A 23466-nucleotide genomic window follows, 5' to 3' on the forward strand; every position below is an offset into this window, starting at 1 on the left:
CGTCGGGCCGGGGCACACCGGCTTCGTCGGGACCCGGCGGCAGCAGCGGCGCGAGCGCCCGCACGGCCGTCGACTTGGCGGTGCCCTTCTCACCCCGCACCAGCACGCCGCCGATGGCGGGCGCCACGGCGCACAGCACCAGCGCCAGCCGCAGCTCGTCGTGGCCGACGAGCGCGGAGAACGGGTACCGCGTCACACGCGTCCCCTTCGCAGCATCGGGACGTGCGGGATGCCGTCCTCCATATACTCGGCGCCCGCGCGCTCGAACCCGAACCGGGCGTACATCGCCACGAGGTAGGTCTGCGCCTCCAGCCGGCAGGGACGGTCGCCCACCTCGGCCAGCGCCGCGACGAGCAGCCGGGCACCGTCGCCCCTGCCCCGCGCCGACCGCGCCACGCACAGCCGCCCGATCTGGAACACGGGCCCGCCGGGCTCATCGTGCTCGAGCAGCCGCGCGGTCGCGACGATGCGCCCCTCCTCGCCGATCCACAGGTGCCGCGTGGCCGGCAGCAGGTCGCGACCGTCCGGGTCGAGGTAGGGCGATGCCTGCTCGACCACGAACACCTCGGAGCGCAGGCGCAGCAGCGCGTACAGGGTCACGGCGTCGAGATCGGCGGCCCAGGAACGATGCAGCACCGCGCGGCGCGACTCGTGTGCCTCCGGCTCGGTCATACCGTGGTCGCGGGCTCGCCCTTCTGGAGCCCGACGGTGGCGGACACGCCCCCGCCGGGACCGAGCTGCAACGAGCGCGACGTCCAGTCCCACACCTGCCCGAACAGCGCCTTGTTGTCGTTGAGCGAGGTGCCGTACGAGGGGATCATCTCCGTCAGCAGCGGCTGCCACGCGGTCATGTGCTTGGGGAAACACTTGGACAGCACGTCGAGCATCGCGGGGACCGCGGTCGACGCGCCCGGCGATGCGCCGAGCAGGCCCGCAATCGTCTGGTCCTCGGCCGCGATCACCGCGGTGCCGAACTCGAGCGTGCCGCCCGCACCCTTCTTCCGGATCACCTGGACGCGCTGCCCGGCGGTGATCAGCTCCCAGTCGTGGCCGTCCGCGCGGGGCACGAACTCCGAGAGCGTGTGCACGCGGTTATGCATCGACTGCATCACCTCGCCGATCAGGTACTTCGTGAGGCCCATCTCGTGCAGGCCCACGGACAGCATGGGGCCGAGGTTGTTGGGCTTGACCGACAGCGGCAGGTCGGTGATCTTGCCCGCCTTGAGGAAGTTGGGCGAGAAACCGGCGTAGGGCCCGAACAGCAGGCCCTTGTTGTGATTGATGACGCGGGTGTCGAGGTGCGGCACCGACATCGGCGGGGCGCCGACAGCGGCCTTGCCGTACACCTTGGCGGCGTGGTGCTCGATGAGCTCGGGGTTGGTGCAGCGGAAGAACTGGCCGGAGACGGGGAAGCCGCCGAAGCCCTTGGCCTCCTTGATGCCGGACTTCTGCAGCAGAGGTAGCGCGCCGCCGCCCGCGCCGACGAACACGAAACGCGCGTTGACCTTGGTCTTCTCGAGCGTGCGCTGGTTCTTGACGGTGAGCGTCCAGCCCGTGGACGTGCGCTTGAGGCCCGTCACCCTCGTGCCGAAGAACACGGAGCCGCTCTGCCCGATGAAGTTGACCAGCTTCTTCGTGAGCGAGCCGAAGTCCACGTCGGTGCCGCCCTCGTACCAGTTGACGGCGACCGGGTCGGCGTAGTTGCGGCCGGCGGCCATGAGCGGTAGGCGCTCGGCGAACGTGGCGGGATCGGTGAAGAACTCCATCCCCTCGAACAGCGTCTGCTTGGACAGCGCCTCGTAGCGCTTGCGCAGGTAGTCGACGTTGTCGGCGCCGTGCACGAAGCTCGCATGCGGGATGGGGTTGATGAAGTCCGACGGGTCGTCCAGGATGTCGTTGTCCACGGCGTACGACCAGAACTGGCGCGAGACCTGGAACTGCTCGTTGATGGCCAGGGCCTTGCTGATGTCCACCGAGCCGTCGGGCTGCTGCGGCGTGTAGTTGAGCTCGCAGAGCGCGGAGTGGCCGGTCCCGGCGTTGTTCCACGGGTCGCTCGACTCGGCCGCAACGGCGTCCAGCGACTCGAACAGGCAGATCGACCAGTTGGGCTCCAGCTTGCGGATCAACGTGCCGAGGGTCGCACTCATGATGCCCGCGCCGACCAGGGCGACATCGGTCTCGATCACGTTCTCAGCCATCGACACTTCCATTCCTCATCGGGTCAGATCGGGCGCCCCCGGGCGCGAAGGCACCGTCGGCCGCGGGCAGAACATTACTCCAGCGTCCGACGCGGGTCGCCCGGGTGCGCGCGACACCCCTGCCTCGGCGGCGGACCGTAGAGTCTGTAGACGTGTCGACCTCCACGCTCACATACGGCCCCGACATCCTCGGCGACGACTTCGCCGCCCACACCTTCGATCTGGGGCCGGACCCGGACGGCGAGCCCGGGCCGCACGGTGGCCCCGGCACCGTCGTCGCCACTCTGGTCAAGTACCTCGCCGGGCCTGCGGCCCCCGAGCGTGCGGTCCTGTGGGTGCACGGCTTCACCGACTACTTCTTCCAGCGGCACATCGCCGAGTTCTTCGCGCGCCGCGGCTACGCCTTCTACGCGTTGGACCTGCGCAAGTCCGGGCGGTCGCTGCGGGAGGGCCAGTCGGCGCACTACGCGACGGACCTGGCGGTCTACGACCAGGAGCTCGATCTCGCGGTCGCCGCGATCGGCGCCGAGCTGCCCGGCGTGCCGCTCGTGATGGCCGCCCACTCGACGGGCGGCCTCATCGTTCCGCTGTGGCTGGACCGGCTCCGACGCCGCGACGCGCTCGGCGACATCACCGGCGTCGTGCTCGACAGCCCGTGGTTCGACCTGCAGGGTTCGGTGGTGCTGCGCGAGGTGGCGACGCCGGTGGTGAAACTCATCGGCAAGACCGCTGGCACCCGGGTGGTCCCGGTGGACGCGATCGGCGTGTACGGACAGACCCTGCACCTCAGCGCGCACGGTGAGTGGGACTACGACACCACGCTCAAGCCGATCGACGGCTTCCCCGCGCGGTTCGGCTGGCTCCGGGCGGTTCGCGTGGGGCACTCGCTGCTGCACCGCGGCCTGGACATCGGCGTGCCGTCGCTGGTGCTGCGGTCGCGACGCAGCTTCGCGCCCAAGGAGTACAGCCCCGAGGCAGGGGCGGCCGACGTGGTACTCGACACCCGCCAGATCGCCAAGTGGTCGGGCTGCCTCGGCGACCGGACCACCGTCATCCCCGTGACGGACGCGACGCACGACGTGTTCCTCTCGCGGCCGACGGTGCGCGAGACCGCGTTCGCCGAGGTCGCGTCCTGGCTCGGCCGGGAGGTCGAGAACCGATGACCACCAGTGCTGAATTGGACCCGCTCGCTCCGCTCCCGGCGTCGGGCGCTGAATTCGACCCGCTCGCTCCGCTCCCGGCGTCGGGCGCTGAATTCGACCTCGTCATCGTCGGTTCCGGCAGCGGCAACTCCATCCCCGACGACCGCTTCGCCGACCGCTCCATCGCGATCATCGACCAGGGCGTGTACGGCGGCGCGTACGGCGGGACCTGCCTCAACATCGGGTGCATCCCCACCAAGATGTTCGTCTACCCTGCCGACGTCGCCGACGAGGCCCGGGACGGCGCCCGGCTCGGCGTCGACAGCTCGGTAGCCGGGACGCGCTGGCCCGACATCCGCGACCGCGTGTTCTCCCGCATCGACCCGATCTCCGCCGGCGGGCTGCGGTACCGGGTCCAGGACTGCCCCAACATCACCGTCTTCCAGCAGCACGCGACGTTCCTCGCCCCCGAGGACGGCGTGCACCGACTGCAGCTCGCCGACGGCACCGTCGTCTCCGGGCGGCAGGTGGTGATCGCGGCGGGCTCGCGCCCGGTGATCCCCCCGGTGATCGCCGACTCGAACGTCACGTTTCACACCAATGACGACATCATGCGGCTCCCGGAGCTGCCGGGGCACGTCGTGATCGTGGGCAGCGGCTACATCGCCGCCGAATTCGCGCACGTCTTCTCGGGCCTGGGTTCGACGGTGACGGTGCTCGCCCGTGGCCCACGACTGCTGCGCGCGCAGGACGACACGATCTCGGAGCGGTTCACCGAGGTCGCGACGAGCCGCTGGGACGTCCGCTTGAACACGGAGGCGGTCGCCGCGCGGGACGTGGGCGCCGGTGTGGAGGTCGAGCTCACCGACGGATCGACGGTGGCGGCCGACGTGCTGCTGGTCGCGACCGGGCGGCGTCCCAACGGGGACCGGCTCGGCGTCGAGGCGGCGGGCATCGAGCTCGACGGCGGCGGCCGCGTGCCGGTGGACGAGCACCAGCGCACCCCGGTGCGCGGGATCTACGCCCTCGGCGACGTCAGCTCGCACCACCTGCTCAAGCACGTCGCCAACCACGAGGCGCGCGTCGTGCAGGCCAACCTGCTGGCCGACTGGGACTCCCCCACCGCGACCAGCGACCACCGGTTCGTGCCGGGTGCGGTCTTCACGCGGCCGCAGGTGGCGTCGGTGGGGCTGACCGAGGTCCAGGCCCGCGAGGCGGGCCTGGACGTGGCGGTCACGGTGCAGAACTACGGCGACGTCGCCTACGGGTGGGCGATGGAGGACACCGAGGGGCTGTGCAAGCTGATCGCCGACCGGTCCACGGGCCTGCTGGTGGGCGCGCACCTGATCGGTTACCAGGCGTCGGCGCTGATCCAGTCGGTGATCACGGCGATGTCCTTCTCCATCCCCGTCAAGGACTTCGCCCGCGGCCAGTACTGGATCCACCCGGCGCTGCCCGAGCTGATCGAGAACGCGCTGCTCGGCCTGGACCTGTAGGCGCGCTACGCCACGGGGACCGGCGCGACTCTCCGCTCGGCCCGCCGGTCCACGCGGATGAACGCGCAGGCGACGGCACCGAGGAACGGCCCCACCGCCAGGACCACGAACGCCGAGTAGAACGACCCCGTCGCGTGGAACACCGCGCCCACGACGGCGGGGACGATCACGCTGCCCAGCTGCCACACCGCGTTCACACCGCCAGCCGCCGAACCGACCAGCTCGCGCCCGGCGAGCACGGGGATCCACGCGGCGGTGAGCGGCGAGTAGGCGTAGGCCACCAGGCCGAGCAGCGGGGCGCACCAGAGGAACTCACGCAGGCTCGAGAGCGATCCGAACGCCAGCAGCACACCGCCGAACGCCACCAGGATCACCAGCGTCGGCACCCGGTAGCCCAGACCGAAACGGTCGGTGGCCCAGCCGATCACCGGTTTGCCGATCACCGCCACGAACGCGAAGATCGCCACCACGGTGCCGGCGTCGACCGGATCGATCCGGTTCGCCTTGATCATCAGAGTGTTGGACCAGGTGACGAACCCGTAGGTGCCCCACAGGCCGCCGAATCCCGCCAGGCCCAACAGCAACAGGTCCCGATTGCGCACCAGCGGCTGCAGCCGGGGCAGCGCGCGGCGGGCGGGCGCGACACCGTCGGGCCCGGCATCGGGTGGCGGGTCACGCAGCAGCACCGCACACACCACGCCGAGGGCGAGGGTGACGGCGCCGAACACACGGTACGAGTCGCGCCAGCTGGCGGCCTCGATGATGCGGGGCACCGTGGCGTTGGCGATGACGGTGCCGAGGGAGGTGGCGGTCATGAACACGCCCATCGCGAAGCCCTCGCGGCGCCCACCGAACCACCCCGAGATCAACCGGAGGCCCGCCGCGTAGTCGACGCCGGCGAACAGGCCCACGACGCCCTGCACGGCGAGGCCCAGCGCTATCGACCGCACGGATCCGAATGCGACCATCAGCGCCCCGGCGACGATCGCGCTGATCGCCAGCACGCCGCGGCCGCCGAGCCAGTCCGTGAGCACGCCCCCGAACGCGTTCGACACCACGTACCCCAGGTAGTAGCAGGTCGCGAAGATCCCTACCGCCGCGAGTGGCACCGCCAGCGACCTGCTGACCGCGGTGGCGGCCGGGCCCCAGGCCGAGCGGTCGACCGATGTCATCGTGTACACGGCCCAGCAGATCAGAAGCACCGGCCACCGGTACGACGGAGATCGAAGCATGCCTGCCATCGTCCTCCGCGCGCGTGCCCCGACCCACACCGGGTCGCGACACACCGGTGATCGCCCCGTCATCCCGACGCTGCGGTGGATAAGGCATCGTGGAAGGGTGACGAACTCCCTCCTCGACCGTCGCGCCCCGCGCGGGCGCGCAGGGGCCGGCGACGCGCTGGCGGCCGCGGCCGCGTCGATCGTGCTGCTCGGCAGCGCGATCGCCGTCTACCTGGTGGGCGTCGACACCTACCCGGGCCAGGTCGCGGACCAGACGGTGATGACGCTGGTGTCGGGAGCGTTCGGGGTGTCCGAGCCGACGCACGGACTGTTGGGCGAGTGGCAGGGCCCCGGGATGGTGGTCGCCGGCGCCGCACTGCTGATCACCTGCCTGGCACGGCCGTCGCGCCGCCGGCTCACCGAGGCCGCCGTGACCGTACTGGCGTCGGTGGCAGGCGCGGTACTGCTGAAGTACGGACTGGGACGCCCCGGCTACGACGTGGGGCCGCTGGTCAACTCGTTCCCGTCGAACACGGTGGCCGTCTTCGCCGGATTGGGCTTCGCGCTCGTCGCGGCGGTCCCCCGCGCAGCGCGGGGTTGGGCCGCGGCCGTGACCGCGGTCGTCGTCGCCGTGGTGTCGATGGGGGTCGTGGCGCTGCAGTGGCACCGACCGTCCGACGTGCTCGGCGCGCTCCTCATCGCGGGTGCCGCGGCGGCCGGGGCCCGGGCGATGTGCTCCGGCCTGCCCGGCCCGCGGGATTGAGCACGGGCCCCGAGCTCGCCCGGATCACACCGCGATCAGCCGCCGCACGGCCTCGATCACGAACCCGCGCCGCTCAGCCGTGGTGAAATCCCGTTCCAGGGATGCGAATTCAGGCGGCAGGTCGACCCACGACGTCGCGATCGTGAGCATCAGACCCAGCAGCACCGACGCGGGCATCGCATCGGTGACCCGGCCGGTGGCCTGGGCGGCGGCGATGGCGGCGATCTTCGCGTCGTTCGCCGCCCAGGCCGCGGGCATCGCCGCGTCGGAGCCCCCCGCTTCGAGGCGGTACCAGGTGGTCAGGCGGGCGAGTTCCGGATTCTCCTCGAACTGGTCGAAGATCGCCGCCGCGGTGCCCGGCAGGTCGTCCGCGTCGAAGTAGTCGGACGCGCTCGCCCGCTCTGCGTATCCGCTGAGCACCGCCGCGAACAACCCCTGCTTGCTGCCGAAGTAGTGGTAGATCTGCGCCTTGTTCGCCCGCGCCGCGGCGGCGATCCGATCGACCCGGGCCCCGGCGATCCCGCACTCGGCGAACTCCGCGGTCGCCGCACCGACCAGGCGCGCGCGGGTGGCGTCGGCATCACGGGGCAGCATCCGCCGATCGTACCAACTAACCGGATAGTTGACAGCAGGCTCTGCGCGTGGTGAGCTTCTAAATAACCGTTTAGTTAGATTGATCGTCAGGAGCAGTCATGAACCGTGTCGTCATCGTCACCGGAGCGTCGTCCGGGATCGGAGCGGCCACCGCTCGCCGCCTCGCCCGCGCCGGCTTCACCGTCTACGGCGCCGCCCGGCGGCAGGACCGCCTCGCCGAGCTGGCCGGCCACGGTGTCCGGCCCCTACCACTCGACCTCACCGACGACGAGTCCGTGAGCGCTGCGGTGCGCACCGTCCTCGACGAAGCCGGCCGGATCGACGTACTGGTGAACAACGCCGGCTACGGCTCGTACGGCGCCATCGAGGACGTCCCCATCGACGAGGCGCGCCGCCAGATCGAGGTCAACCTGATCGGCCTGGCCCGACTGATCCAGCTGGTCCTGCCCACGATGCGCGCGCAGCGGGGCGGCACGATCGTCAACGTCACGTCGATCGGCGGCAAGATCACGACGCCGTTCGGCGGCTGGTACCACGCGACGAAGTTCGCGGTGGAGGGCCTGTCGGACGCGCTGCGCGCCGAGGTCGCGCCGTTCGGCGTGCGGGTGGTGGTGATCGAGCCCGGCGGTATCAGGACCGAGTGGAGCGGGATCGCGATGCAGACGGCCCGCGCAGCGTCCGGCGACGGTGCCTACGCAGAAGGTATCGAGAAGATGGCCGCCGCGATGGACGGCCCGATCGGCGACCGCGCGTCGGAGCCCGACGTGGTCGCCGAGGCGATCGAGCGCGCCATCACGGCGCGACGCCCGAAGACCCGCTACGCCGTCGGCTTCCTGGCCAAGCCGAGCGTCATCGCCCGCCGCATCCTGCCCGACCGCGCGATGGACGCGATCCAGTCCCGCATGCTGGCGTAGGCACCCGAGTTAGAACCCGCCAGATTCTGGATAGTGCATGCATAATCCAGCGGAGATAGCCTGCCCCTCAGCGGATTTCTGATCCGTGGCGAAGGAGGCGGCCATGTCCGACAGGGATTCGACCGACGATCGGGACGGGATCGAGCACAGCGGCAGACCGAGCCGCCGGTGGCGCAGACCCGCGCACGTACGCATACCCGAACTGATCGCTATCGTCGCCGTGGTGCTCGCGGTCGGCGCGCTCGTGGTCCACAACCGCGCCGACACCACACCGAACCAGCTGCTCAACGTCTCCTACGACCCGACCCGCGAAGTCTATGCGGCGCTGGACGAGACCTTCGCCGAGCAGTACCGCGCACAGACCGGCACCGTCGTCGACATCAAACAGAGCCACGGCGGCTCCGGCCGGCAGGCGCGCGACGTCGCCGCCGGCCGGCAGAAGGCGGATGTGGTCTCGCTGGCGCTGCCGAGCGACGTCGACACCGTGGTCGATCGCGGGCTGATCGCCCCCGGCTGGCGGACCCGCCTGCCGGACGACTCCTCGCCCTACACGTCGACGATCGTCTTCCTGGTCCGCAAGGGCAATCCCAAAGGAATCCACGACTGGGCGGACCTGGTGAAGCCCGGAGTAGGGGTCGTCACCCCGGACCCGCGCACGTCCGGCAGCGGGCAACTGACCTTCCTCGCGGGCTGGGGCTCGGTGACCAGCCGAGGCGGCTCCGACACCCAGGCGAGGGACTACGTCGGCGATCTGTATCAGCACATCGTGGCCTTCGACGCGGGCGCGCGCGCCTCGTCGGTCAGTTTCTCCACGCTGGGACTCGGGGACGTTCAGGTGACCTGGGAGAGCGAGGCGCTCCGCGAGGCGAAGGAGGACAAGAGCGCCGGTCTGCAGGTGGTCTACCCGCCGGTGAGCATCCTCGCCGTCCCCTCGGTGGCGCGCGTGGACGCGAACACCAAGAACTCGAAGGAGGCGGCCCTCGCGGACGCATACCTGAAGTACCTGTTCAGCGATCAGGCACAGGAGACCTTCGCCGAGTACGGCTACCGCCCGGCCGACCAGGCGATCCTGGCCAGGCACGCGGACACGTTGCCCCCGCTGAAGTTGTTTCCGATCACCGCCATCGCGAGGGACTGGGACGCCGCGCGGGAGAAGTTCTTCGGCACCGACGGCACCGTCACCACCATCATCTCCTCCGGACCGGTGAAGCCGGCCGGCACCGACGCGCTCGAAGGACAGTGACATGAGCATCTCGTTCCGACCGAAGCTGCGCTACGACTGGCCCACCGGACGCGCCGACCTGATCGCCGGCATCACCGTCGCCGCCGTCGCCCTGCCGGAGGGCATCGCCTACGCGCTGATCGCCGGGGTCGACCCGAAATACGGCGTCTACTCCGCGATCGTGGTCACCGCCATCGCATCGATCTTCGGCTCGTCCTCCCAGCTGATCAACGGCCCCACCTCCGCGATATCGCTGTTGGTGTTCAGCTCCCTGGCGTTCATCGACCAGGACAACCGAAACGTGCTCTTCGAGTCGCTGTTCGCACTAGGCGTGCTGGTGGGGATCATCCAGATCCTGATCGCGGTGCTCCGGCTCGGCGACCTCACGAGGTACATATCCGAATCGGTGATCCTCGGATTCATCGCTGCCGCCGCCCTGCAGTTGCTGCTCGGCCAGATCCCGGACGCGCTGGGCATCAAGAACAAGGGCAACGGCAAGATGAACATCCTGCACCGGCTGTACCTGACGCTCTTCCACGGTGACCGGATCGCCTACCGTGCCGTCATCCTCTCCGTGACCGCGGTCGTCGCGGCGATCCTGTTGCGCCGCCTCGTGAAACGGTTCGGTCTCCCGCACATCGATCTCCTGCTGGTGCTGATCGTCGGCGGCATCATCGCCTACTCCTTCGGCTGGTCCACCCCGAACTCACACGGCAAGACGGCCGTCGAGCTCTCGGCGAACATTCCGGCGAGCCTGCCCGGGTTCCACATTCCGACGATCACGCCCGGCACCGTCGGCCACCTCACCTCCGGGGCCTTCGCCATCGCCTTCATCGGCCTGCTGGAGGCCATCTCCATCGCCAAATCGATCGCGCACCAGACTCAGCAGAAGGTCGACTACAACCGGCAGATCCTCGCCGAGGGGCTGTCCAATCTGGTGGGTGGCTTCTTCCAGAGCGTCCCCGGCTCCGGCTCGCTGACCCGCTCGGCGATCAACTACCAGGCCGGGGCGCGCAGCAGGTTCTCCGGCATCGTCGCGGCGGTGGTGGTGGGCATCGCGCTCCTGCTGTTCGGGCCGCTGTTGCGCTACGTGCCGGAGGCCTCCCTCGCGGGCCTGCTGCTGGTCATCGCCGTGCGGCTGATCGACGTACGCCGACTATGGGCGACGCTGCGCACCTCCCGGGTCGACGCCGCCGTGCTGGTCGTCACCTTCGTCACCGGTGTGTGGATCAACCTCGACAAGGCGGTGCTGTTGGGCGTCGCGCTGTCGATCGTCCTGTTCGTGCCGCGGGCGGCGAAACTGCAGGCCTCGGAGCTGACGGTGTCCGACGAGGGTGTGGTGCGCGGTCGGACCGCGGCCGACCCCGAGGATCGCGACATCGCCATCTACGACCTCGAGGGCGAGCTGTTCTTCGGCGCGCTACCCGAACTCGACAGATACCTGGACGCGCTGCACGAGCGGATCCACACCGACGGCGCGCAGGTCGTCGTGCTGCGTCTCAAGCGGGTCCGCCACCCCGACGCCGTGACCATCGACCGGATCGCCGATTTCCTGCGGGAGGAGACGGACGCGGGCGCGACCATCCTGCTGGCCGGCGTGCGACCGGACACCCTGACGATCCTGCACAACATCGGGCTGACCAAGTGGTTCCCGGCCGAGCAGATCTTCCCGGAACAGCAGAGGGGACACTCCGCCACGCTGGCGGCGGTGCGGTACGCCCGCGAGCTGATCGCGATCGCCAAGGCCGACGGGCCCGGGGGCTCGACGGAAGCGGCCGAGGCCGCCCTGGACAAGGAGGAGAGCACCCCGCTGTACTACCTCGTGTGACGGGCAGCCCGGCGTGTGCCGCCTACGCGTCCAACAGCTTCCGCACTCGCGGAATCACCTCGGTGCCGTACAGCTCGATGCAGCGCATCATCTGCTCGTGCGGCAGCGTCCCGTTGCTGTACTTCAGGTCGAACCGGGACAGGCCCAGCGTCTGCACGGTCCGCGCGATCTTCTCGGCGACGACGTCGGGCGAGCCGACGTACAGCGAGCCGTGGTCGACCTCGGACTCGAACTGCGCCCGCGTCACCGGCGGCCAGCCGCGGTCGCGCCCCACCCGGTCGCGGCCCGCCTTGAAGTGCGGGAAGAGCTGCTCACGGGCGTCGGCGTCCGTCGCGGCGACGAAGCCCGGCGAGTGCACGCCGATCGGCAACGGGTCGCGCCCGTACTCGGCGAGCGCGCGGCGGTACAGGTCGGCGAAGGGTGCGAATCGGGCCGGCTCGCCGCCGATGATCGCGAGCATCAGCGGCAGCCCGAGTTCGGCTGCGCGCACCACGGATTCGGGTGAGCCGCCCACGCCCAGCCAGGCGCCGACGGTGCCGCGCTCCGTCTTGGGGTACACGTGCTGCTCGTGCAGGGGCCCGCGGACGGTGCCCTGCCACGTGACCGGTCCCTCCTCGCGCAGCGTGGCGAACAGCTCGATCTTCTCGGCCGAGAGCACCTCGTAGTCCGCCAGGTCGTAGCCGAACAGCGGGTACGACTCGGTGAACGAGCCGCGGCCCAGCGTGACCTCGGCGCGGCCGTTCGACAGCGCGTCCAGCGTCGCGAAGTGCTCGTACACACGCACCGGATCGTCGGAGCTGATGACGGTGACGGCCGTGCCGAGCAGGATGCGCTCCGTGCGCGAGGCGATCGCCGCGAGCACCACGTCGGGCGCCGACACCGCGAAGTCGTCGCGGTGGTGCTCGCCGATCCCGAAGGCGTCGACCCCGACACCGTCGGCCAGCACCGCCTCCTCGACGACGTCGCGGATCACCTGCGCCGCCGGCTTCAGGGCGCCGTCGGCGCCGACGGTGATGTCCCCGAACGTGTCCAATCCGAACTGCACCTGTGTCATAGGCGTAGCCTACCAGACATACGGACCGCGGTCCGGTTATTCCGGAAGCACCTGAAAGGCGCAGCCGGCGCACCAGAACAGCCCGATCACGCATAGCCGGCAGATCGGAGGGCCAACGGAAGAAGCTAGTTCCGCATGGTCCGCATCGCGATCTCGGACGCGAGTGCGGCGGGCGCGCGCAGGGGAACCCAGTGGTCCACGTCGGGCACCTCGGAGAGCCGGAAGTCGGCCCGCACGTATCGCGCCGACGCGACCGCCTGTCGGCGACCGGCGATCGCGTCGCGGTTGCCCCACACCAGCGTGGTGGGTACCTCGATCGGCGGGCATTCGAGTCCCGCACCCCCGGGTCGCAGGTTGGCGCGATACCAGTTCAGCGCCGCCGTCAGTGCCGGAACGGAGGCGAGCGCCTCGATCCCGCCGCCGGGCGCGGTCGCGAGCAGCGTGCGCGCGTTGTTCGCGAGCAGGTGCTTCTCCGGAGGACCGGCCTGCATGAACGTCTCGAGGTAGCGCGACCGCACCTTCTGGTCCTCGTCGTCGGCCATGGCCTCCGCGAGCGCCGACGGGTGCCCGAACGACACCGCGGTCAGCGACATCGCCCGCAACGGGTACTGCGCCGCGAACTGCCAGGCGACCAGCGCCCCGATGCCGTGCCCCACCACGTGCGCGTAGCGGACGTCGAGCGCGTCCAGCACCCCGGCCGCGTCCTCGGCGAGCAGCTTGAGCGCATACGGCTCCACGCCGATGGGCCGCGCTCGCGGGCTGTACCCACGCTGCCGCGGCGCGATGGTATGCAGGCCCGCCTCGTGCAGACGCTGACGCGTCGCATCGAAGCACACCTCCGTCTGGGGGAAACCGTGGAGCATCAGGACCGGGGCGCCGTCTGTGGGCCCCCCGATCGAGACGTCGAAGGTCAAGGACCCCACATTCAACGACTCGGTCGACACAGTGTTCAAAGGTAGCGTTTGGTGAGTTCCAGAGTCGGCGTCATCAGAGAATCCACAGTGAACAGCCCGAATAGCGCAGACACATCGCAGTGCTCCTCGAGCGCGTCGGCCACCGCATCGACCTGCGCCAGCCGCGCATCCTGGTACGCCACCGCGGGACCGAGTTCCAGCCCGGGGGCGAGGCCCGCGAGATAAGCGCGCCGGAACCCGTCCCCCGCCAGCAGCCCGTGCCAGTGGGTGCCGGTCACGGCGCCCCGCACCGAACCCTCGCCACCATCGGAGCCCCGCAGCAGGAACGCGTCCCCGGAGCGCGCCACGCGCCCGTGGTGGATCTCGTACCCCGACACGGGCACACCCAGCCCGACGCCGGTCACGTTGCGCACCACCTTCTCCCGGCCGAATTCGATGTCGAGGTCCAGCAGGCCCAGGCCCGGGACTCCGCCGTCGTACTCGATGCCGAGCGGATCGGCGATCGTGCGCCCGAGCATCTGGTACCCGCCACACACGGCGAACACGGGGCCCGTGCGGGCGGTGAGGGCGTCCGCGAGGCCGGTCGCGCGCAGCCACGCCAGGTCGGACACCGTCGCCTTGGTGCCCGGCAGGATCACGAGGTCGGCGGCGGCCACATCGGCGGGACGCGTGGTCCAGCGCACGGTGACGGCGGGCTCGCAGGCGAGGGCCTCGACGTCGGTGGTGTTGGACACGCGCGGCAGCGCGATCGCCGCGACCTCGAGCGACGGCGTGCGGCGCGCTCCCGGCCCGACCACCGGCGAGGCGAGCGCGGCGAGGGAGTCCTCGGCGTCGAGCCACCAGCCCGGCATATACGGCAGGACACCGAATGTGGGCCGGCCGGTCAGCTGTTCGAGCTGCGCGAGGCCGGGCTCGAGCAGCGAGACGTCGCCGCGGAACTTGTTGATCAGGAAGCCGCGGACCAGCGCCTGGTCGGCCGGCTCGAGTACGGCGACGGTGCCGGCCAGGTGCGCGAGCACTCCCCCGCGGTCGATGTCGCCGACGACGATAGTGGGGAGGTTCGCGGCGCGCGCGAGGCCCATGTTGGCGATGTCGGTGGCGCGCAGGTTGATCTCGGCGGGGCTGCCGGCGCCCTCGCACACGACCACGTCGAACTCCGCGCGCAGCGCAGCGAGCGAGCGGGTGACCTCGCCTGACAGCCACGCCCGGCGGGTCACGTAGTCGCGTGCCCCGACGTCGCCGACGGCGCGTCCGTGCAGCACCAGCTGCGACGTGCGGTCCGAACCGGGCTTGAGCAGAACGGGATTGAACCGCACCGACGGCGTGAGCCCGCACGCCATCGCCTGCGTCGCCTGTGCCCGCCCGATCTCCCCCGACGTCCCGTCGCGTTCGACGGTGGCGACGGAGTTGTTGGACATGTTCTGCGCCTTGAACGGCGCGACCGCGATACCGCGGCGAGCCAGCAGGCGGCACAGGCCCGCGGTCACCGTCGACTTGCCGGCGTCGGAGGTCGCGCCGGCGACCAGCAACGCGCCCCGCACTACGCCGCGGGCGTCGGGAGCGTGAGGATCTCGGCTCCGTCGTCGGTCACCACGAGGGTGTGCTCGAACTGCGCGGTCCACTTCTTGTCGCCGGTGGCCACGGTCCAGCCGTCGTCCCAGATCTCGTAGCCGAGGGCGCCGAGGTTGATCATCGGCTCGATAGTGAACACCATGCCGGCCTCGAGCACGGTGTCCACGTTGGGCTCGTCGTAGTGCAGCACCACGAGTCCGTTGTGGAACGTCTCGCCGATGCCGTGGCCGGTGAAGTCGCGGACCACGTTGTAGCCGAACCGTTTCGCGTACGACTCGATCACCCGGCCCACCACGTTGAGCTCGCGACCGGGCCGAACCGCCTTGATCGCGCGCATCATCGCCTGCTCGGTGCGCTCGACGAGCAGCCGGTGCTCCTCGCTGACGTCACCGGCTAGGTAGGTGGCGTTGGTGTCGCCGTGCACACCGTCGATATAGGCGGTGACGTCGATGTTCACGATGTCCCCGTCCTGGATCACCGTGCTGTCCGGGATGCCGTGGCAGATGATCTCGTTGAGAGACGTGCAGCACGACTTCGGAAAACCCCTGTAGCCCAACGTCGACGGATACGCGCCGTGGTCGATCATGTACTGGTGTGCCACCCGGTCGAGGTGGTCGGTGGTCACGCCCGGCGCCACCTCGGCACCGGCCGCGGCGAGCGCGTCGGCGGCGATCCGCGACGCGAGACGCATCTTCTCGATGGTCTCGGGCGTCTGCACCCACGGCTCGTCGCCCTCCTGGGCGGCGGCCTTCCACACATACTCCGGCCGCTCGATCCGCTCCGGCACCGCGAGGGTGGGTGAGACGGTTCCGGGGGTCAGCGCGGCACGGGTCATGCGGCCCAGCGTAGTCGGGCCCGACCCGCCACTGTCGGTTCGCCACCGTCAGTTCGATGGCGCTGGGGCGTCGTACTGGTCGAAGAACGCCTTGGTCACCGCGACGGCGTAATCGGAGCTGCCACCCATGGGGATCAGCGTCGCGAACGCCAGATCGCCGCGGTAGCCGACGAACCACGCGTGCGAGCCGCCGTTCACCTCGGCCTCCCCGGTCTTGCCGTAGATGTCGCCGGAGCCCTTGATCAGCTCGCCCGTGCCCTCGACCACCACGTCGCGCATCATCTGCCGCATGCCGTCGATCGCCTGCTGCGGGATCGGCGTGCGATCCCCCTTCACGGTGGTCGGATGCCCGGCCAGCAGCTGGGGCACGACAGGCCCGCCGTGCGCGACGGTGGCGGCCGCCAGCGCCATCGCGAACGGGCTGACCAGCACCTGCCCCTGGCCGAAGCTGTCCTCCACCTTGAGCGTCCGCTCCGCGGTGACCGGGTAGTGGCCGCCGGCCACCGTCAGGCCCTGGATGGTGTAGTCGAGGCCGATCCCCAGGCTCGCCGCGGTCTGCGCGAGGGCGCCGGGCGCGAGCTTGTCCCCGAGGTAAGCGAAAGCGGTGTTGCACGACGCCGCGAACGCCTCCGACATCGGTACATCACCGAGGGAGAACTCGTCGTAGTTGGGGATGACGCGCTGGCCGAGGGTGATGGTGCCGGGGCACGGGACGATGGTCGACGGGGTGGCGACGCCGGCCTCCATCGCGGCGATGCCGGTGATGATCTTCCCGGTCGAGCCGGGCGGGTACAGGCCGGACGTGGCGAGCGAGCCCATCTTGTCCGCGAGCGGGTTCTGCGCGACGGCGAGCACGTCACCGGTGGACGGCTGGATCACCACCATCATCGCCTGGCGGTCGGTGCGAGTGTTCACGGCCGCCTGCGCCGCTGCCTGCGCGATCGGCGAGATGCTCACGAACACCGAAGGCTTCGGCTTCGGCTGGGTCTGCGTGAGCACGCCGAGGTCGGCGCCGGTGTCGGACTGCGCCACCACCTCCCAGCCGTCGACACCGACGAGGGCGCCCTGCACGTTCTGCTTGATCGACGACATCAACGTGGGGGCGAAGGTCTTGTCGGTGGGCACCATGGCGGCCTGCTGCGACTCGGTCACGCCGGGCAGCGTGGTGACGGCGCCGGACAACCGCTGCAGGTCGTCCTGGTCGACGGTGGCGACCACGTAGGGCCGGCCGAGCGAGGTGGCCTGCTCGGTGATGGCGACGGGATCGAGCTTGGGCAGGATCGGCGCAAGGGCCTGCGTGAGCTGGGTCGCAACCTCGAGCACGGTGGTCGGCGCCGTCACCTTGCTCGCATCGAGCGTGATGCGGGTGACGGTGCCGGGCACCAGGATCGACCCACCCGACGACGAGTTGACCGACGCGGTGGTCGCCGGCAGGCTGCGCAGCACCATGTTCTGGTTGGCGCCGAGGTTCGGGTTGAGCGCGGTCGGGTCCCAGTGCAGCTGCCAGATGCCGTTGTTCTGAACCATCTCGAACGTCCCGCGGTAGTCCCACGTGCGGTCGGCGCCCTGACGGGTGCGGGGCAGCTGCCAGTCGTACTGGTAGTCGACGGTGGACGTGGCGCCCGTGGTGCGGACCTGCCCCACCTTGACCGTGACGCCGGTGGCCTGCAGGCCGGCGACGGCCGCCGCGATAGCGGGCCTGGCCGCGGCGGGAGCGTCGGTGAGGTTCGCGGCACTGTCGACGTTCCCGGACTTCACCGCCTGGGCCAGCGCCTGACCGAACCGCACCGCCACCGGTCCCGGTCCGTTGCTGGTGTCGGTCCCGCAGGCGGTCGCCGATACGGCCACGGCCGCGATGGAGGCCGTAGCCACCGCCGCGCGTATCGCCGTCCGAGCCCTGGTCACGGGCCGATACTAGGTTCGCCGCGCCGGTTCTCCGCGGCGGCGCGCGGTGGTGTGACAGTTGAGTCGGCTGTGACCTCGGCTACCCGGCTAGGTGACCGAGAGGCCGCCGTCGACGCAGATGTTCTGCCCCGTGACGAAGCGTGCCCCCTCCCCCGCCAGGAACACCGCGACCGCGGCGAAGTCGGCGGGCGCACCCAGGGTGCCGGTGTGGGCGCGGGCGCGGAAGTAGTCGGCGCGAGCCGGGTCGTCGAGCACCGCGGCGGTCATCGGGGTCGCGACGAGTCCGGGTGTGAGGGAGTTGCAGCACACCCCGTGGCGCGCCCACGCCTCCGACTGGCTGCGGGTGAGCCCCGCGACGGCGGCCTTGGCGATCCCATAGGCGCCGCTGTTGCCGAACGCGCGGTGCGCCTGCGTGGACGCGACGTTGACGATCCTGCCCCACCCCCGCTCCGCCATCCGCGGGCCGTAGTGCTGGCCGAGTGCGAACACGGCGTCGAGGTTCACGGCGAGCACGTCCCGGTACAGCGCCTCGTCGATCGCGGCCAGGGGTGGTCGCGGGTTGGTCCCGGCGCAGTTGACCAGGATGTCGACGGTGTCCGTGCGCGCGTCGACCCGCCGGGCCAGTTCCTCGGCCGCGGCGACACCGGCGGTGAGGTCGACCGAGACGCCGCCCGGGCCGAGGCGTGCATGGTCGCGTCCGGCGCGGACGACGGTGGCGCCCGCCCCTTCCAGCGCGTCCGCGATTCCCGCGCCGATGCCCGAGCTGGCGCCGGTGACCAGCGCGGTGCGGCCCGTGAGGTCGAACAGGGCGGTGACGTCGGAATTCACCCGCCCACCGTACTTCGGGGGAACCGATCCCCTCCGTGGCGCGTCCAATGAATGAGGGGTTCACACGATCGGGGAGGAACGAATGGGGTACGACGCGAGGTTCGAGGGCGAGTTCCGGGTGTTCCCGGCGTTGTCGGAGTACGAACGGACCGAGCTGCACGCATTCTCGAGGGAGCGGCACGAGGACCGCTCGATGCCGGGCTACTGGTGTCACTGGGTGCCGAACGACGAGGGCACCGCGCTCGCCTGGAACGGAACCGAGAAGTTCTACTGCTCCGCCGCGTGGCTGCTATATCTGATCGAGACGTTTCTCAAACCCGCCGGGCACGTGGTGAGCGGCCGGGTCACGGCCACGGGGCAAGACGGTGCGATGTCGCAGATCATCGTGGTCCGCAGCCGTGTGCGCACGATCGAGGTATGCGGGCCCGCGCCCACCGAATACGCGCTGATCATCGAGCCGCGACACCGGCATCCGGACCTCGACCGCGAGTACGACGCCGCCTTCGACCTCAGCCGCGATCAGTTCTCGAAGATCAGCCCCGACGACACCGAACTGCGTTCCATGGCAACCGCTTTCGCGACCGGGTACGCACCGCTGAACCTGTGCGAGTCGGGCGAGAACACCGTGGTCGACGAGGGCCGCGGCATCACGATGGAGTTCTGGCCCGAGGGCACGATGATCCTGCGCCTGCTCGCCTCGGTGGCGATGCGCGATCCCGACAAGACCTTCGCGGAGGTGACCACGTTCGCGATCGCCGTTGCCACTCACCTGAACTGGATCGTCTGGGATCCGGGCCAACGGATCGCAGCGCGCCCGACCGCGAAGTTCCGGGCGGCGGCGATCGACATGATCAGCGGGTTCGTGATGGAGGCGGAGTACTCCCCGCGTCGCTCGGTGGTGTGACGGATTCGCCCGGAGGCGGGCGCGCGTCGGGCCTCAGGCGGCAAGCCCGACCGCACCCACCCCGGCGAGCACGGCACCTACCCCGGCGAGCACGGCGCCGAGCCAGGTGGCGGCGGCGATCAGCGCGTGGCGAGCTCGATGATGATCGCGATGCCCGCTGCCGTCATCGTGCGGCCGGCGACCAGGCACTTGACCACCGTCGCCGCCACGATCGCCGCGGCGACGACCGCGAACACCCACCACGCCGCGCCGCCCGCGACGAACGCCCACACCAGCACCGCGGCCGCGACCAGGATCGAGCCGGGCAGCACGGGTATCACGATCCCCGTCAGCCCCACCAGGATCACCAGCCCGACGGCGACCTCGCCCCATGCGTTCGCGGCCCGAAGACCAGGCGCAGCGCGGCGTCGACCGCGCACATCTCGGGGAGGTCGAGGTGCCCGACCCGGTCACCGAGCCGGGACGGGTCCACCGCCGTCGACTGCTCGACCGGCACCCGCGTAGCACCGTCGGCCACCGTCACCTCGGGCCGGAACGTCGCCGCGCGCGGCCTCGATCAGGGCGCTGCGCACCGCCGTGGACACCGACGTCCCGTCCGACGTCAGCTCATCGAGCGCGAGGCGGGCGTCGTCATCGGGTCGAAAGGTGATAGTCGAGGCCATCCTGCGGGTGTGCCACGGAATGTAAGACGCGGTATGCGTCGCACACGAGCGCTGGTCCAGAGCTGGTTCGGGCTAGTTCAACATCACCGTGGCGAAGGTGCCGACCTGCTCGAAGCCGATGCGCTGGTAAGCCTTTCGCGCCGGCGTGTTGAAGCTATTGACGTACAGGCTCGCGATCCGGCCGGTCCGCAACACCGCGCGCGCCACCGCGGCGGTACCGGTGGCGCCCAGCCCCTGCCCGCGCAGGTCCGGCCGCACCCACACGCCCTGGATCTGCCCCACCCGCGCGGAGAGCGCACCCACCTCGGCCTTGAACGCCACCGTCGGGCCGTCGAACAGGACGTACGCGCGACCGCCGACGATCGTGTTGGCCACCCGGCGGCGGTAGGCGCGGCCGCCGTCGCCGGCGCACGGATCCACGCCCACCTCCACGGTGAACATGTCGACGGCGGCCCGCAGGTACTGATCGAGATCGGTCAGGTGCGCCGGCCGCACCCCGGGGTGTGGAGCCACCGACGGCGCCTCGGCCAGCGCCATCAGCGGCTGTTCGGCACGCACCTCACGGGCACCGCCCCAGACGGGCTCGAGGTCGTCCCACAGGGGCAGCACCAGATCGGCCCGGCCGACGATCGAGGAGCACCCGCGCGGCGCCCGAGCGGCGCGGGCGGCGAAGTAGCGCATGTCTGCGTCGCTACCCAGCAGCGGGACGAGATTGACCCCGGAGAAGCACAGCGACTCGGTCGGGTCGCCGTGTGTCCACAAACGCCCCCCGAGCGCCGCCGGCTCGACACCGAACTCCTCGATCCGCGCGGCGACCATGCATGCGGCGACGGGATCGGTGTCGAGCGCGGCCAGCACGCGAGCGGCGTCCTTCGTCGACACGACCCGCTCGTGCAGCATCTTCAGCAACGCCGTCTCCTCGCGATCACCGGTTCCCCGCGTACGCCCCGCGAAATGCGTTGCTACGACACGGTCACCGTGGGGGTACCGCTCTCACTATCCCCCGACTCCTCGGCGATCCGCAGCGCTTCCTCGATCAAGGTCTCCACGATCTTCGACTCGGGGACGGTCTTGATCACCTCGCCCTTGACGAAGATCTGCCCCTTGCCGTTGCCCGACGCCACGCCGAGGTCGGCCTCGCGCGCCTCGCCCGGGCCGTTGACGACACAGCCCATGACGGCGACGCGCAGCGGCACCGTCAACCCGTCGAGTCCAGCGGTCACCGCATCGGCCAGCTTGTACACGTCCACCTGCGCGCGGCCGCAGGACGGGCACGAGACGATCTCGAGCCGGCGGGGCCGCAGGTTGAGCGACTGCAGGATCTGGGTGCCCACCTTGATCTCCTCGGCGGGGGGCGCCGAGAGCGACACGCGGATGGTGTCGCCGATGCCCTCGGCGAGCAGCGCGCCGAACGCGACCGCCGACTTGATGGTGCCCTGGAACGCGGGCCCGGCCTCGGTGACGCCGAGGTGCAGCGGGTAATCAGACTGGGCGGCGAGCTGCCGATACGCCTCCACCATGATCACCGGGTCGTTGTGCTTGACCGAGATCTTGATGTCGCCGAAGCCGTGCTCCTCGAACAGCGAGGCCTCCCACAGCGCCGACTCGACCAGCGCCTCGGGCGTGGCCTTGCCGTACTTGTCCATCATCCGCTTGTCCAGGGAGCCGGCGTTGACACCGATTCGGATCGGGATGCCCGCGGCCGCGGCGGCCTTGGCGACTTCGCCGACCCGGCCGTCGAACTCCTTGATGTTGCCCGGGTTCACGCGAACGGCGGCGCACCCGGCGTCGATGGCGGCGAAGATGTACTTGGGCTGGAAGTGGATGTCGGCGATCACCGGGATCTGGCTGTGCCGGGCGATCTCGGCGAGCGCGTCGGCGTCTTCCTGCCGCGGGCAGGCGACGCGCACCATGTCGCAGCCCGACGCGGTGAGCTCGGCGATCTGCTGCAGCGTCGTGTTCACGTCGTGGGTCTTGGTGGTGCACATCGACTGCACCGAGATCGGGAAGTCGCTACCGACCCCCACCCCGCCGACGTTGAGCTGGCGGGTCTTGCGGCGGGGCGCGAGGGTCGGCGGTGCCTCTTCGGGCGAGCCGGCCACGCCGGGCATTCCCAAACCTACGGACATGGTGGGCGCTTCCTCATTCCTGGGCTGTGGCTAGTTGAAGAGCTTGATGGGGTTGACGATGTCGGCGGCGAGCACGAGCAGCATGTAGGCGCCGAGCACCGCGAACACCACGTATGTCGCGGGCGCCAGCTTCATGTAGTCGACGGGCGCGCCCTTGCGCCGGGTGATCACGTCGCGCACCTTCTCGTACAGGACCACGGCGATGTGGCCACCGTCGAAGGGCAGCAGCGGCACGAGGTTGACCAGGCCGAGCATCAGATTGAGGCCTGCGAGCACCAGCACGAACGCCGACCATTCGTGGTGCGCCGCGATCTGCCCGCCCGTCTCGGCGGCGCCGTACACCGACTGCGGCGTGTCCAGCGCGCGGGGCTTGCCCTCGACCGCGCGGACCAGCTCCGGGACCTTCTGCGGCAGGTGGCCGATCGCGACCACCGTCTGCTCGCCGATCTGCCCGCTGAACACAGCAGCGCCGCCGACCGCCGTGAACGGGTTGTAATGGCTCACCACGCCGATGGCGCCGACGGTGATGCCGATGGTGGGCCCGGTAACCGACCTGTAGTCCTTACCGTCGGGGGTGGGCTGCCACTTCTGCGCGGTCACGGGGTCGACGGTGACGGTGCGGCTCGCGCCGCCGCGCTCGATCGTGAGACGGATCTCGCCGGTGGTGTGCTGCAACGCTCCGGTGAGGCTGTTCGCGTCGACGCCGACGCCGTCGACCGCGGTGATGACATCCCCGGCCTGCAGGCCGGCCTTGGCGGCGGGGCTCCCCTCGCAGGGCCCCACGGCGTGGCTGGCCAGCTGCCCGGATGCGTCGGGGGCCGGCTTGGTCGTGCTCGCGGTGACGCACTGCGTGCCGGCCACGGTCGCGCGCGGCGCGGCGTCGAGGTTCGGTAGACCCCACACCACCGCGACGGCGTAGATCAGGATGCCACCCAGGATGAAGTTCATGGCCGGGCCCGCGAACAGCACGAACACGCGCCGCCACGGCGCCTGCTTGTACATCGCCTTCTGCTGTTCCTCGGGCGTATTCAGCTCGTCCAGCAGCGTCATGCCCGCGATGTCGCAGAAGCCGCCGAGCGGTAGCGCCTTGACGCCGTACTCGATGCCGTTGCGGCGGGTCGACCACAACGTGGGCCCGAAGCCGACGAAGTAGCGGCGCACCCGCATCCCGGTGGCCTGCGCGGCCCACATGTGACCACACTCGTGCCAGGCGATCGAGCCGAGGATGCAGAGCGCGAAGAGCACGATGCCCAGGGCGTACAACATGCTTCCAGCGTACCGGCCGG

23 protein-coding genes and 1 pseudogene are annotated in these 23466 nt (G+C 70.5%); 7 read left to right on the top strand and 17 right to left on the bottom strand.

The window, feature by feature from the left end:
- The 3 genes and pseudogenes from ABD908_RS08080 to mqo all read right to left on the bottom strand — a co-directional run.
- Positions 1 to 196, bottom strand: a pseudogene (locus tag ABD908_RS08080) (hypothetical protein); the annotation flags it as partial.
- Positions 193 to 672, bottom strand: coding sequence for a GNAT family N-acetyltransferase (locus ABD908_RS08085; protein WP_344993479.1), 480 nt, complete (start codon positions 670 to 672; stop codon positions 193 to 195). The pseudogene ABD908_RS08080 and the gene ABD908_RS08085, both read right to left, overlap by 4 nt.
- Positions 669 to 2198, bottom strand: a complete 1530-nt coding sequence (gene mqo / locus ABD908_RS08090) for a malate dehydrogenase (quinone) (protein ID WP_344993482.1) — start codon at positions 2196 to 2198, stop codon at positions 669 to 671. The genes ABD908_RS08085 and mqo overlap by 4 nt, the downstream gene beginning before the upstream one ends.
- A 152-nt stretch (positions 2199 to 2350) precedes the next feature.
- Between mqo and ABD908_RS08095 the strand changes: the two genes are divergently transcribed.
- Complete coding sequence (locus ABD908_RS08095; protein ID WP_344993485.1) at positions 2351 to 3361, top strand: alpha/beta hydrolase; 1011 nt, start codon at positions 2351 to 2353, stop codon at positions 3359 to 3361.
- Positions 3358 to 4836: a mycothione reductase gene (locus ABD908_RS08100; protein ID WP_344993488.1), complete on the top strand. Its 1479-nt coding sequence runs from the start codon at positions 3358 to 3360 to the stop codon at positions 4834 to 4836. Before ABD908_RS08095 ends, ABD908_RS08100 begins: the two co-directional genes overlap by 4 nt.
- A gap of 5 nt (positions 4837 to 4841) precedes the next feature.
- Here the strand turns inward: ABD908_RS08100 and ABD908_RS08105 are convergent, their stop codons facing one another.
- Positions 4842 to 6068, bottom strand: coding sequence for an MFS transporter (locus ABD908_RS08105; RefSeq protein WP_344993491.1), 1227 nt, complete (start codon positions 6066 to 6068; stop codon positions 4842 to 4844).
- A gap of 106 nt (positions 6069 to 6174) precedes the next feature.
- On the opposite strand from ABD908_RS08105, the gene ABD908_RS08110 reads away from it, so the two are divergent.
- The gene (locus ABD908_RS08110) at positions 6175 to 6819 is read left to right on the top strand and encodes a phosphatase PAP2 family protein (RefSeq protein ID WP_344993494.1); all 645 of its coding nucleotides are present in this window, start codon (positions 6175 to 6177) and stop codon (positions 6817 to 6819) included.
- Positions 6820 to 6843: 24 nt separating this feature from the next.
- On the opposite strand, the gene ABD908_RS08115 is transcribed toward ABD908_RS08110, so the two are convergent.
- Positions 6844 to 7413 carry a TetR family transcriptional regulator gene (locus ABD908_RS08115; protein WP_344993497.1) on the bottom strand — a complete coding sequence of 190 codons (570 nt, stop codon included), beginning with the start codon at positions 7411 to 7413 and terminating at the stop codon, positions 6844 to 6846.
- Positions 7414 to 7511: 98 nt separating this feature from the next.
- Between ABD908_RS08115 and ABD908_RS08120 the strand changes: the two genes are divergently transcribed.
- From ABD908_RS08120 to ABD908_RS08130, 3 genes are all read left to right on the top strand, one after another.
- On the top strand, positions 7512 to 8327 hold the full coding sequence (locus ABD908_RS08120; RefSeq protein WP_344993500.1) for an oxidoreductase: 816 nt from the start codon (positions 7512 to 7514) through the stop codon (positions 8325 to 8327).
- Between the two features lie 103 nt (positions 8328 to 8430).
- Positions 8431 to 9570, top strand: a complete 1140-nt coding sequence (locus ABD908_RS08125) for a sulfate ABC transporter substrate-binding protein (protein ID WP_344993503.1) — start codon at positions 8431 to 8433, stop codon at positions 9568 to 9570.
- Position 9571: 1 nt separating this feature from the next.
- Positions 9572 to 11377, top strand: a complete 1806-nt coding sequence (locus ABD908_RS08130; protein ID WP_344993506.1) for a SulP family inorganic anion transporter — start codon at positions 9572 to 9574, stop codon at positions 11375 to 11377.
- A gap of 22 nt (positions 11378 to 11399) precedes the next feature.
- Here ABD908_RS08130 and ABD908_RS08135 read toward each other — a convergent pair whose 3' ends face one another.
- The 6 genes from ABD908_RS08135 to ABD908_RS08160 all read right to left on the bottom strand — a co-directional run bounded on the left by ABD908_RS08135 (position 11400) and on the right by ABD908_RS08160 (position 18485).
- On the bottom strand, positions 11400 to 12431 hold the full coding sequence (locus ABD908_RS08135; protein WP_344993509.1) for an LLM class flavin-dependent oxidoreductase: 1032 nt from the start codon (positions 12429 to 12431) through the stop codon (positions 11400 to 11402).
- 125 nt (positions 12432 to 12556) lie between these two features.
- Positions 12557 to 13354, bottom strand: a complete 798-nt coding sequence (locus ABD908_RS08140) for an alpha/beta fold hydrolase (RefSeq protein ID WP_344993656.1) — start codon at positions 13352 to 13354, stop codon at positions 12557 to 12559.
- A 26-nt stretch (positions 13355 to 13380) separates the two neighbouring features.
- Positions 13381 to 14886 carry a cobyric acid synthase gene (locus ABD908_RS08145; protein WP_344993513.1) on the bottom strand — a complete coding sequence of 502 codons (1506 nt, stop codon included), beginning with the start codon at positions 14884 to 14886 and terminating at the stop codon, positions 13381 to 13383.
- Positions 14886 to 15752 (bottom strand): type I methionyl aminopeptidase, encoded by an 867-nt coding sequence (gene map / locus ABD908_RS08150; RefSeq protein WP_344993516.1) that lies wholly within the window; start codon positions 15750 to 15752, stop codon positions 14886 to 14888. The genes ABD908_RS08145 and map overlap by 1 nt, the downstream gene beginning before the upstream one ends.
- 48 nt (positions 15753 to 15800) lie before the next feature.
- A complete protein-coding gene (locus ABD908_RS08155; protein ID WP_344993519.1) occupies positions 15801 to 17657 on the bottom strand; it encodes a penicillin-binding transpeptidase domain-containing protein in 1857 nt (618 codons plus the stop codon).
- A gap of 87 nt (positions 17658 to 17744) precedes the next feature.
- The gene (locus ABD908_RS08160; RefSeq protein WP_344993522.1) at positions 17745 to 18485 is read right to left on the bottom strand and encodes an SDR family NAD(P)-dependent oxidoreductase; all 741 of its coding nucleotides are present in this window, start codon (positions 18483 to 18485) and stop codon (positions 17745 to 17747) included.
- Between the two features lie 82 nt (positions 18486 to 18567).
- Between ABD908_RS08160 and ABD908_RS08165 the strand changes: the two genes are divergently transcribed.
- Positions 18568 to 19389 carry a hypothetical protein gene (locus ABD908_RS08165; protein WP_344993525.1) on the top strand — a complete coding sequence of 274 codons (822 nt, stop codon included), beginning with the start codon at positions 18568 to 18570 and terminating at the stop codon, positions 19387 to 19389.
- Between the two features lie 119 nt (positions 19390 to 19508).
- Here the strand turns inward: ABD908_RS08165 and ABD908_RS08170 are convergent, their stop codons facing one another.
- The 6 genes from ABD908_RS08170 to ABD908_RS08195 form a co-directional block, all read right to left on the bottom strand.
- A complete protein-coding gene (locus ABD908_RS08170) occupies positions 19509 to 19808 on the bottom strand; it encodes a DUF456 family protein (RefSeq protein ID WP_344993528.1) in 300 nt (99 codons plus the stop codon).
- Complete coding sequence (locus ABD908_RS08175) at positions 19733 to 19912, bottom strand: type II toxin-antitoxin system PemK/MazF family toxin (protein ID WP_344993531.1); 180 nt, start codon at positions 19910 to 19912, stop codon at positions 19733 to 19735. The genes ABD908_RS08170 and ABD908_RS08175 overlap by 76 nt, the downstream gene beginning before the upstream one ends.
- Positions 19839 to 20051: a hypothetical protein gene (locus ABD908_RS08180; RefSeq protein WP_344993536.1), complete on the bottom strand. Its 213-nt coding sequence runs from the start codon at positions 20049 to 20051 to the stop codon at positions 19839 to 19841. Before ABD908_RS08180 ends, ABD908_RS08175 begins: the two co-directional genes overlap by 74 nt.
- A gap of 72 nt (positions 20052 to 20123) precedes the next feature.
- Positions 20124 to 20960, bottom strand: coding sequence for a GNAT family N-acetyltransferase (locus ABD908_RS08185; RefSeq protein WP_344993539.1), 837 nt, complete (start codon positions 20958 to 20960; stop codon positions 20124 to 20126).
- A gap of 53 nt (positions 20961 to 21013) precedes the next feature.
- Complete coding sequence (ispG, locus tag ABD908_RS08190; RefSeq protein WP_344993543.1) at positions 21014 to 22180, bottom strand: flavodoxin-dependent (E)-4-hydroxy-3-methylbut-2-enyl-diphosphate synthase; 1167 nt, start codon at positions 22178 to 22180, stop codon at positions 21014 to 21016.
- A gap of 30 nt (positions 22181 to 22210) precedes the next feature.
- The gene (locus ABD908_RS08195; RefSeq protein ID WP_344993546.1) at positions 22211 to 23446 is read right to left on the bottom strand and encodes a M50 family metallopeptidase; all 1236 of its coding nucleotides are present in this window, start codon (positions 23444 to 23446) and stop codon (positions 22211 to 22213) included.
- Positions 23447 to 23466 lie beyond the last annotated feature (20 nt).

Source organism: Tsukamurella soli, from assembly GCF_039541155.1.
In the GTDB taxonomy this organism is placed as follows: domain Bacteria; phylum Actinomycetota; class Actinomycetes; order Mycobacteriales; family Mycobacteriaceae; genus Tsukamurella; species Tsukamurella soli.

What these genes read in the sequence shown, in the direction of transcription:
- ispG (WP_344993543.1), bottom strand. Translation starts at nt 22,180, where the DNA reads ATGTCCGTAGGTTTGGGAATGCCCGGCGTGGCCGGCTCGCCCGAAGAG.
- ABD908_RS08115 (WP_344993497.1), bottom strand. Translation starts at nt 7,413, where the DNA reads ATGCTGCCCCGTGATGCCGACGCCACCCGCGCGCGCCTGGTCGGTGCG.
- ABD908_RS08085 (WP_344993479.1), bottom strand. Translation starts at nt 672, where the DNA reads ATGACCGAGCCGGAGGCACACGAGTCGCGCCGCGCGGTGCTGCATCGT.
- mqo (WP_344993482.1), bottom strand. Translation starts at nt 2,198, where the DNA reads ATGGCTGAGAACGTGATCGAGACCGATGTCGCCCTGGTCGGCGCGGGC.
- ABD908_RS08105 (WP_344993491.1), bottom strand. Translation starts at nt 6,068, where the DNA reads ATGCTTCGATCTCCGTCGTACCGGTGGCCGGTGCTTCTGATCTGCTGG.
- ABD908_RS08130 (WP_344993506.1), top strand. Translation starts at nt 9,572, where the DNA reads ATGAGCATCTCGTTCCGACCGAAGCTGCGCTACGACTGGCCCACCGGA.
- ABD908_RS08135 (WP_344993509.1), bottom strand. Translation starts at nt 12,431, where the DNA reads ATGACACAGGTGCAGTTCGGATTGGACACGTTCGGGGACATCACCGTC.
- ABD908_RS08100 (WP_344993488.1), top strand. Translation starts at nt 3,358, where the DNA reads ATGACCACCAGTGCTGAATTGGACCCGCTCGCTCCGCTCCCGGCGTCG.
- map (WP_344993516.1), bottom strand. Translation starts at nt 15,752, where the DNA reads ATGACCCGTGCCGCGCTGACCCCCGGAACCGTCTCACCCACCCTCGCG.
- ABD908_RS08195 (WP_344993546.1), bottom strand. Translation starts at nt 23,446, where the DNA reads ATGTTGTACGCCCTGGGCATCGTGCTCTTCGCGCTCTGCATCCTCGGC.
- ABD908_RS08120 (WP_344993500.1), top strand. Translation starts at nt 7,512, where the DNA reads ATGAACCGTGTCGTCATCGTCACCGGAGCGTCGTCCGGGATCGGAGCG.
- ABD908_RS08180 (WP_344993536.1), bottom strand. Translation starts at nt 20,051, where the DNA reads ATGGCCTCGACTATCACCTTTCGACCCGATGACGACGCCCGCCTCGCG.
- ABD908_RS08165 (WP_344993525.1), top strand. Translation starts at nt 18,568, where the DNA reads ATGGGGTACGACGCGAGGTTCGAGGGCGAGTTCCGGGTGTTCCCGGCG.
- ABD908_RS08125 (WP_344993503.1), top strand. Translation starts at nt 8,431, where the DNA reads ATGTCCGACAGGGATTCGACCGACGATCGGGACGGGATCGAGCACAGC.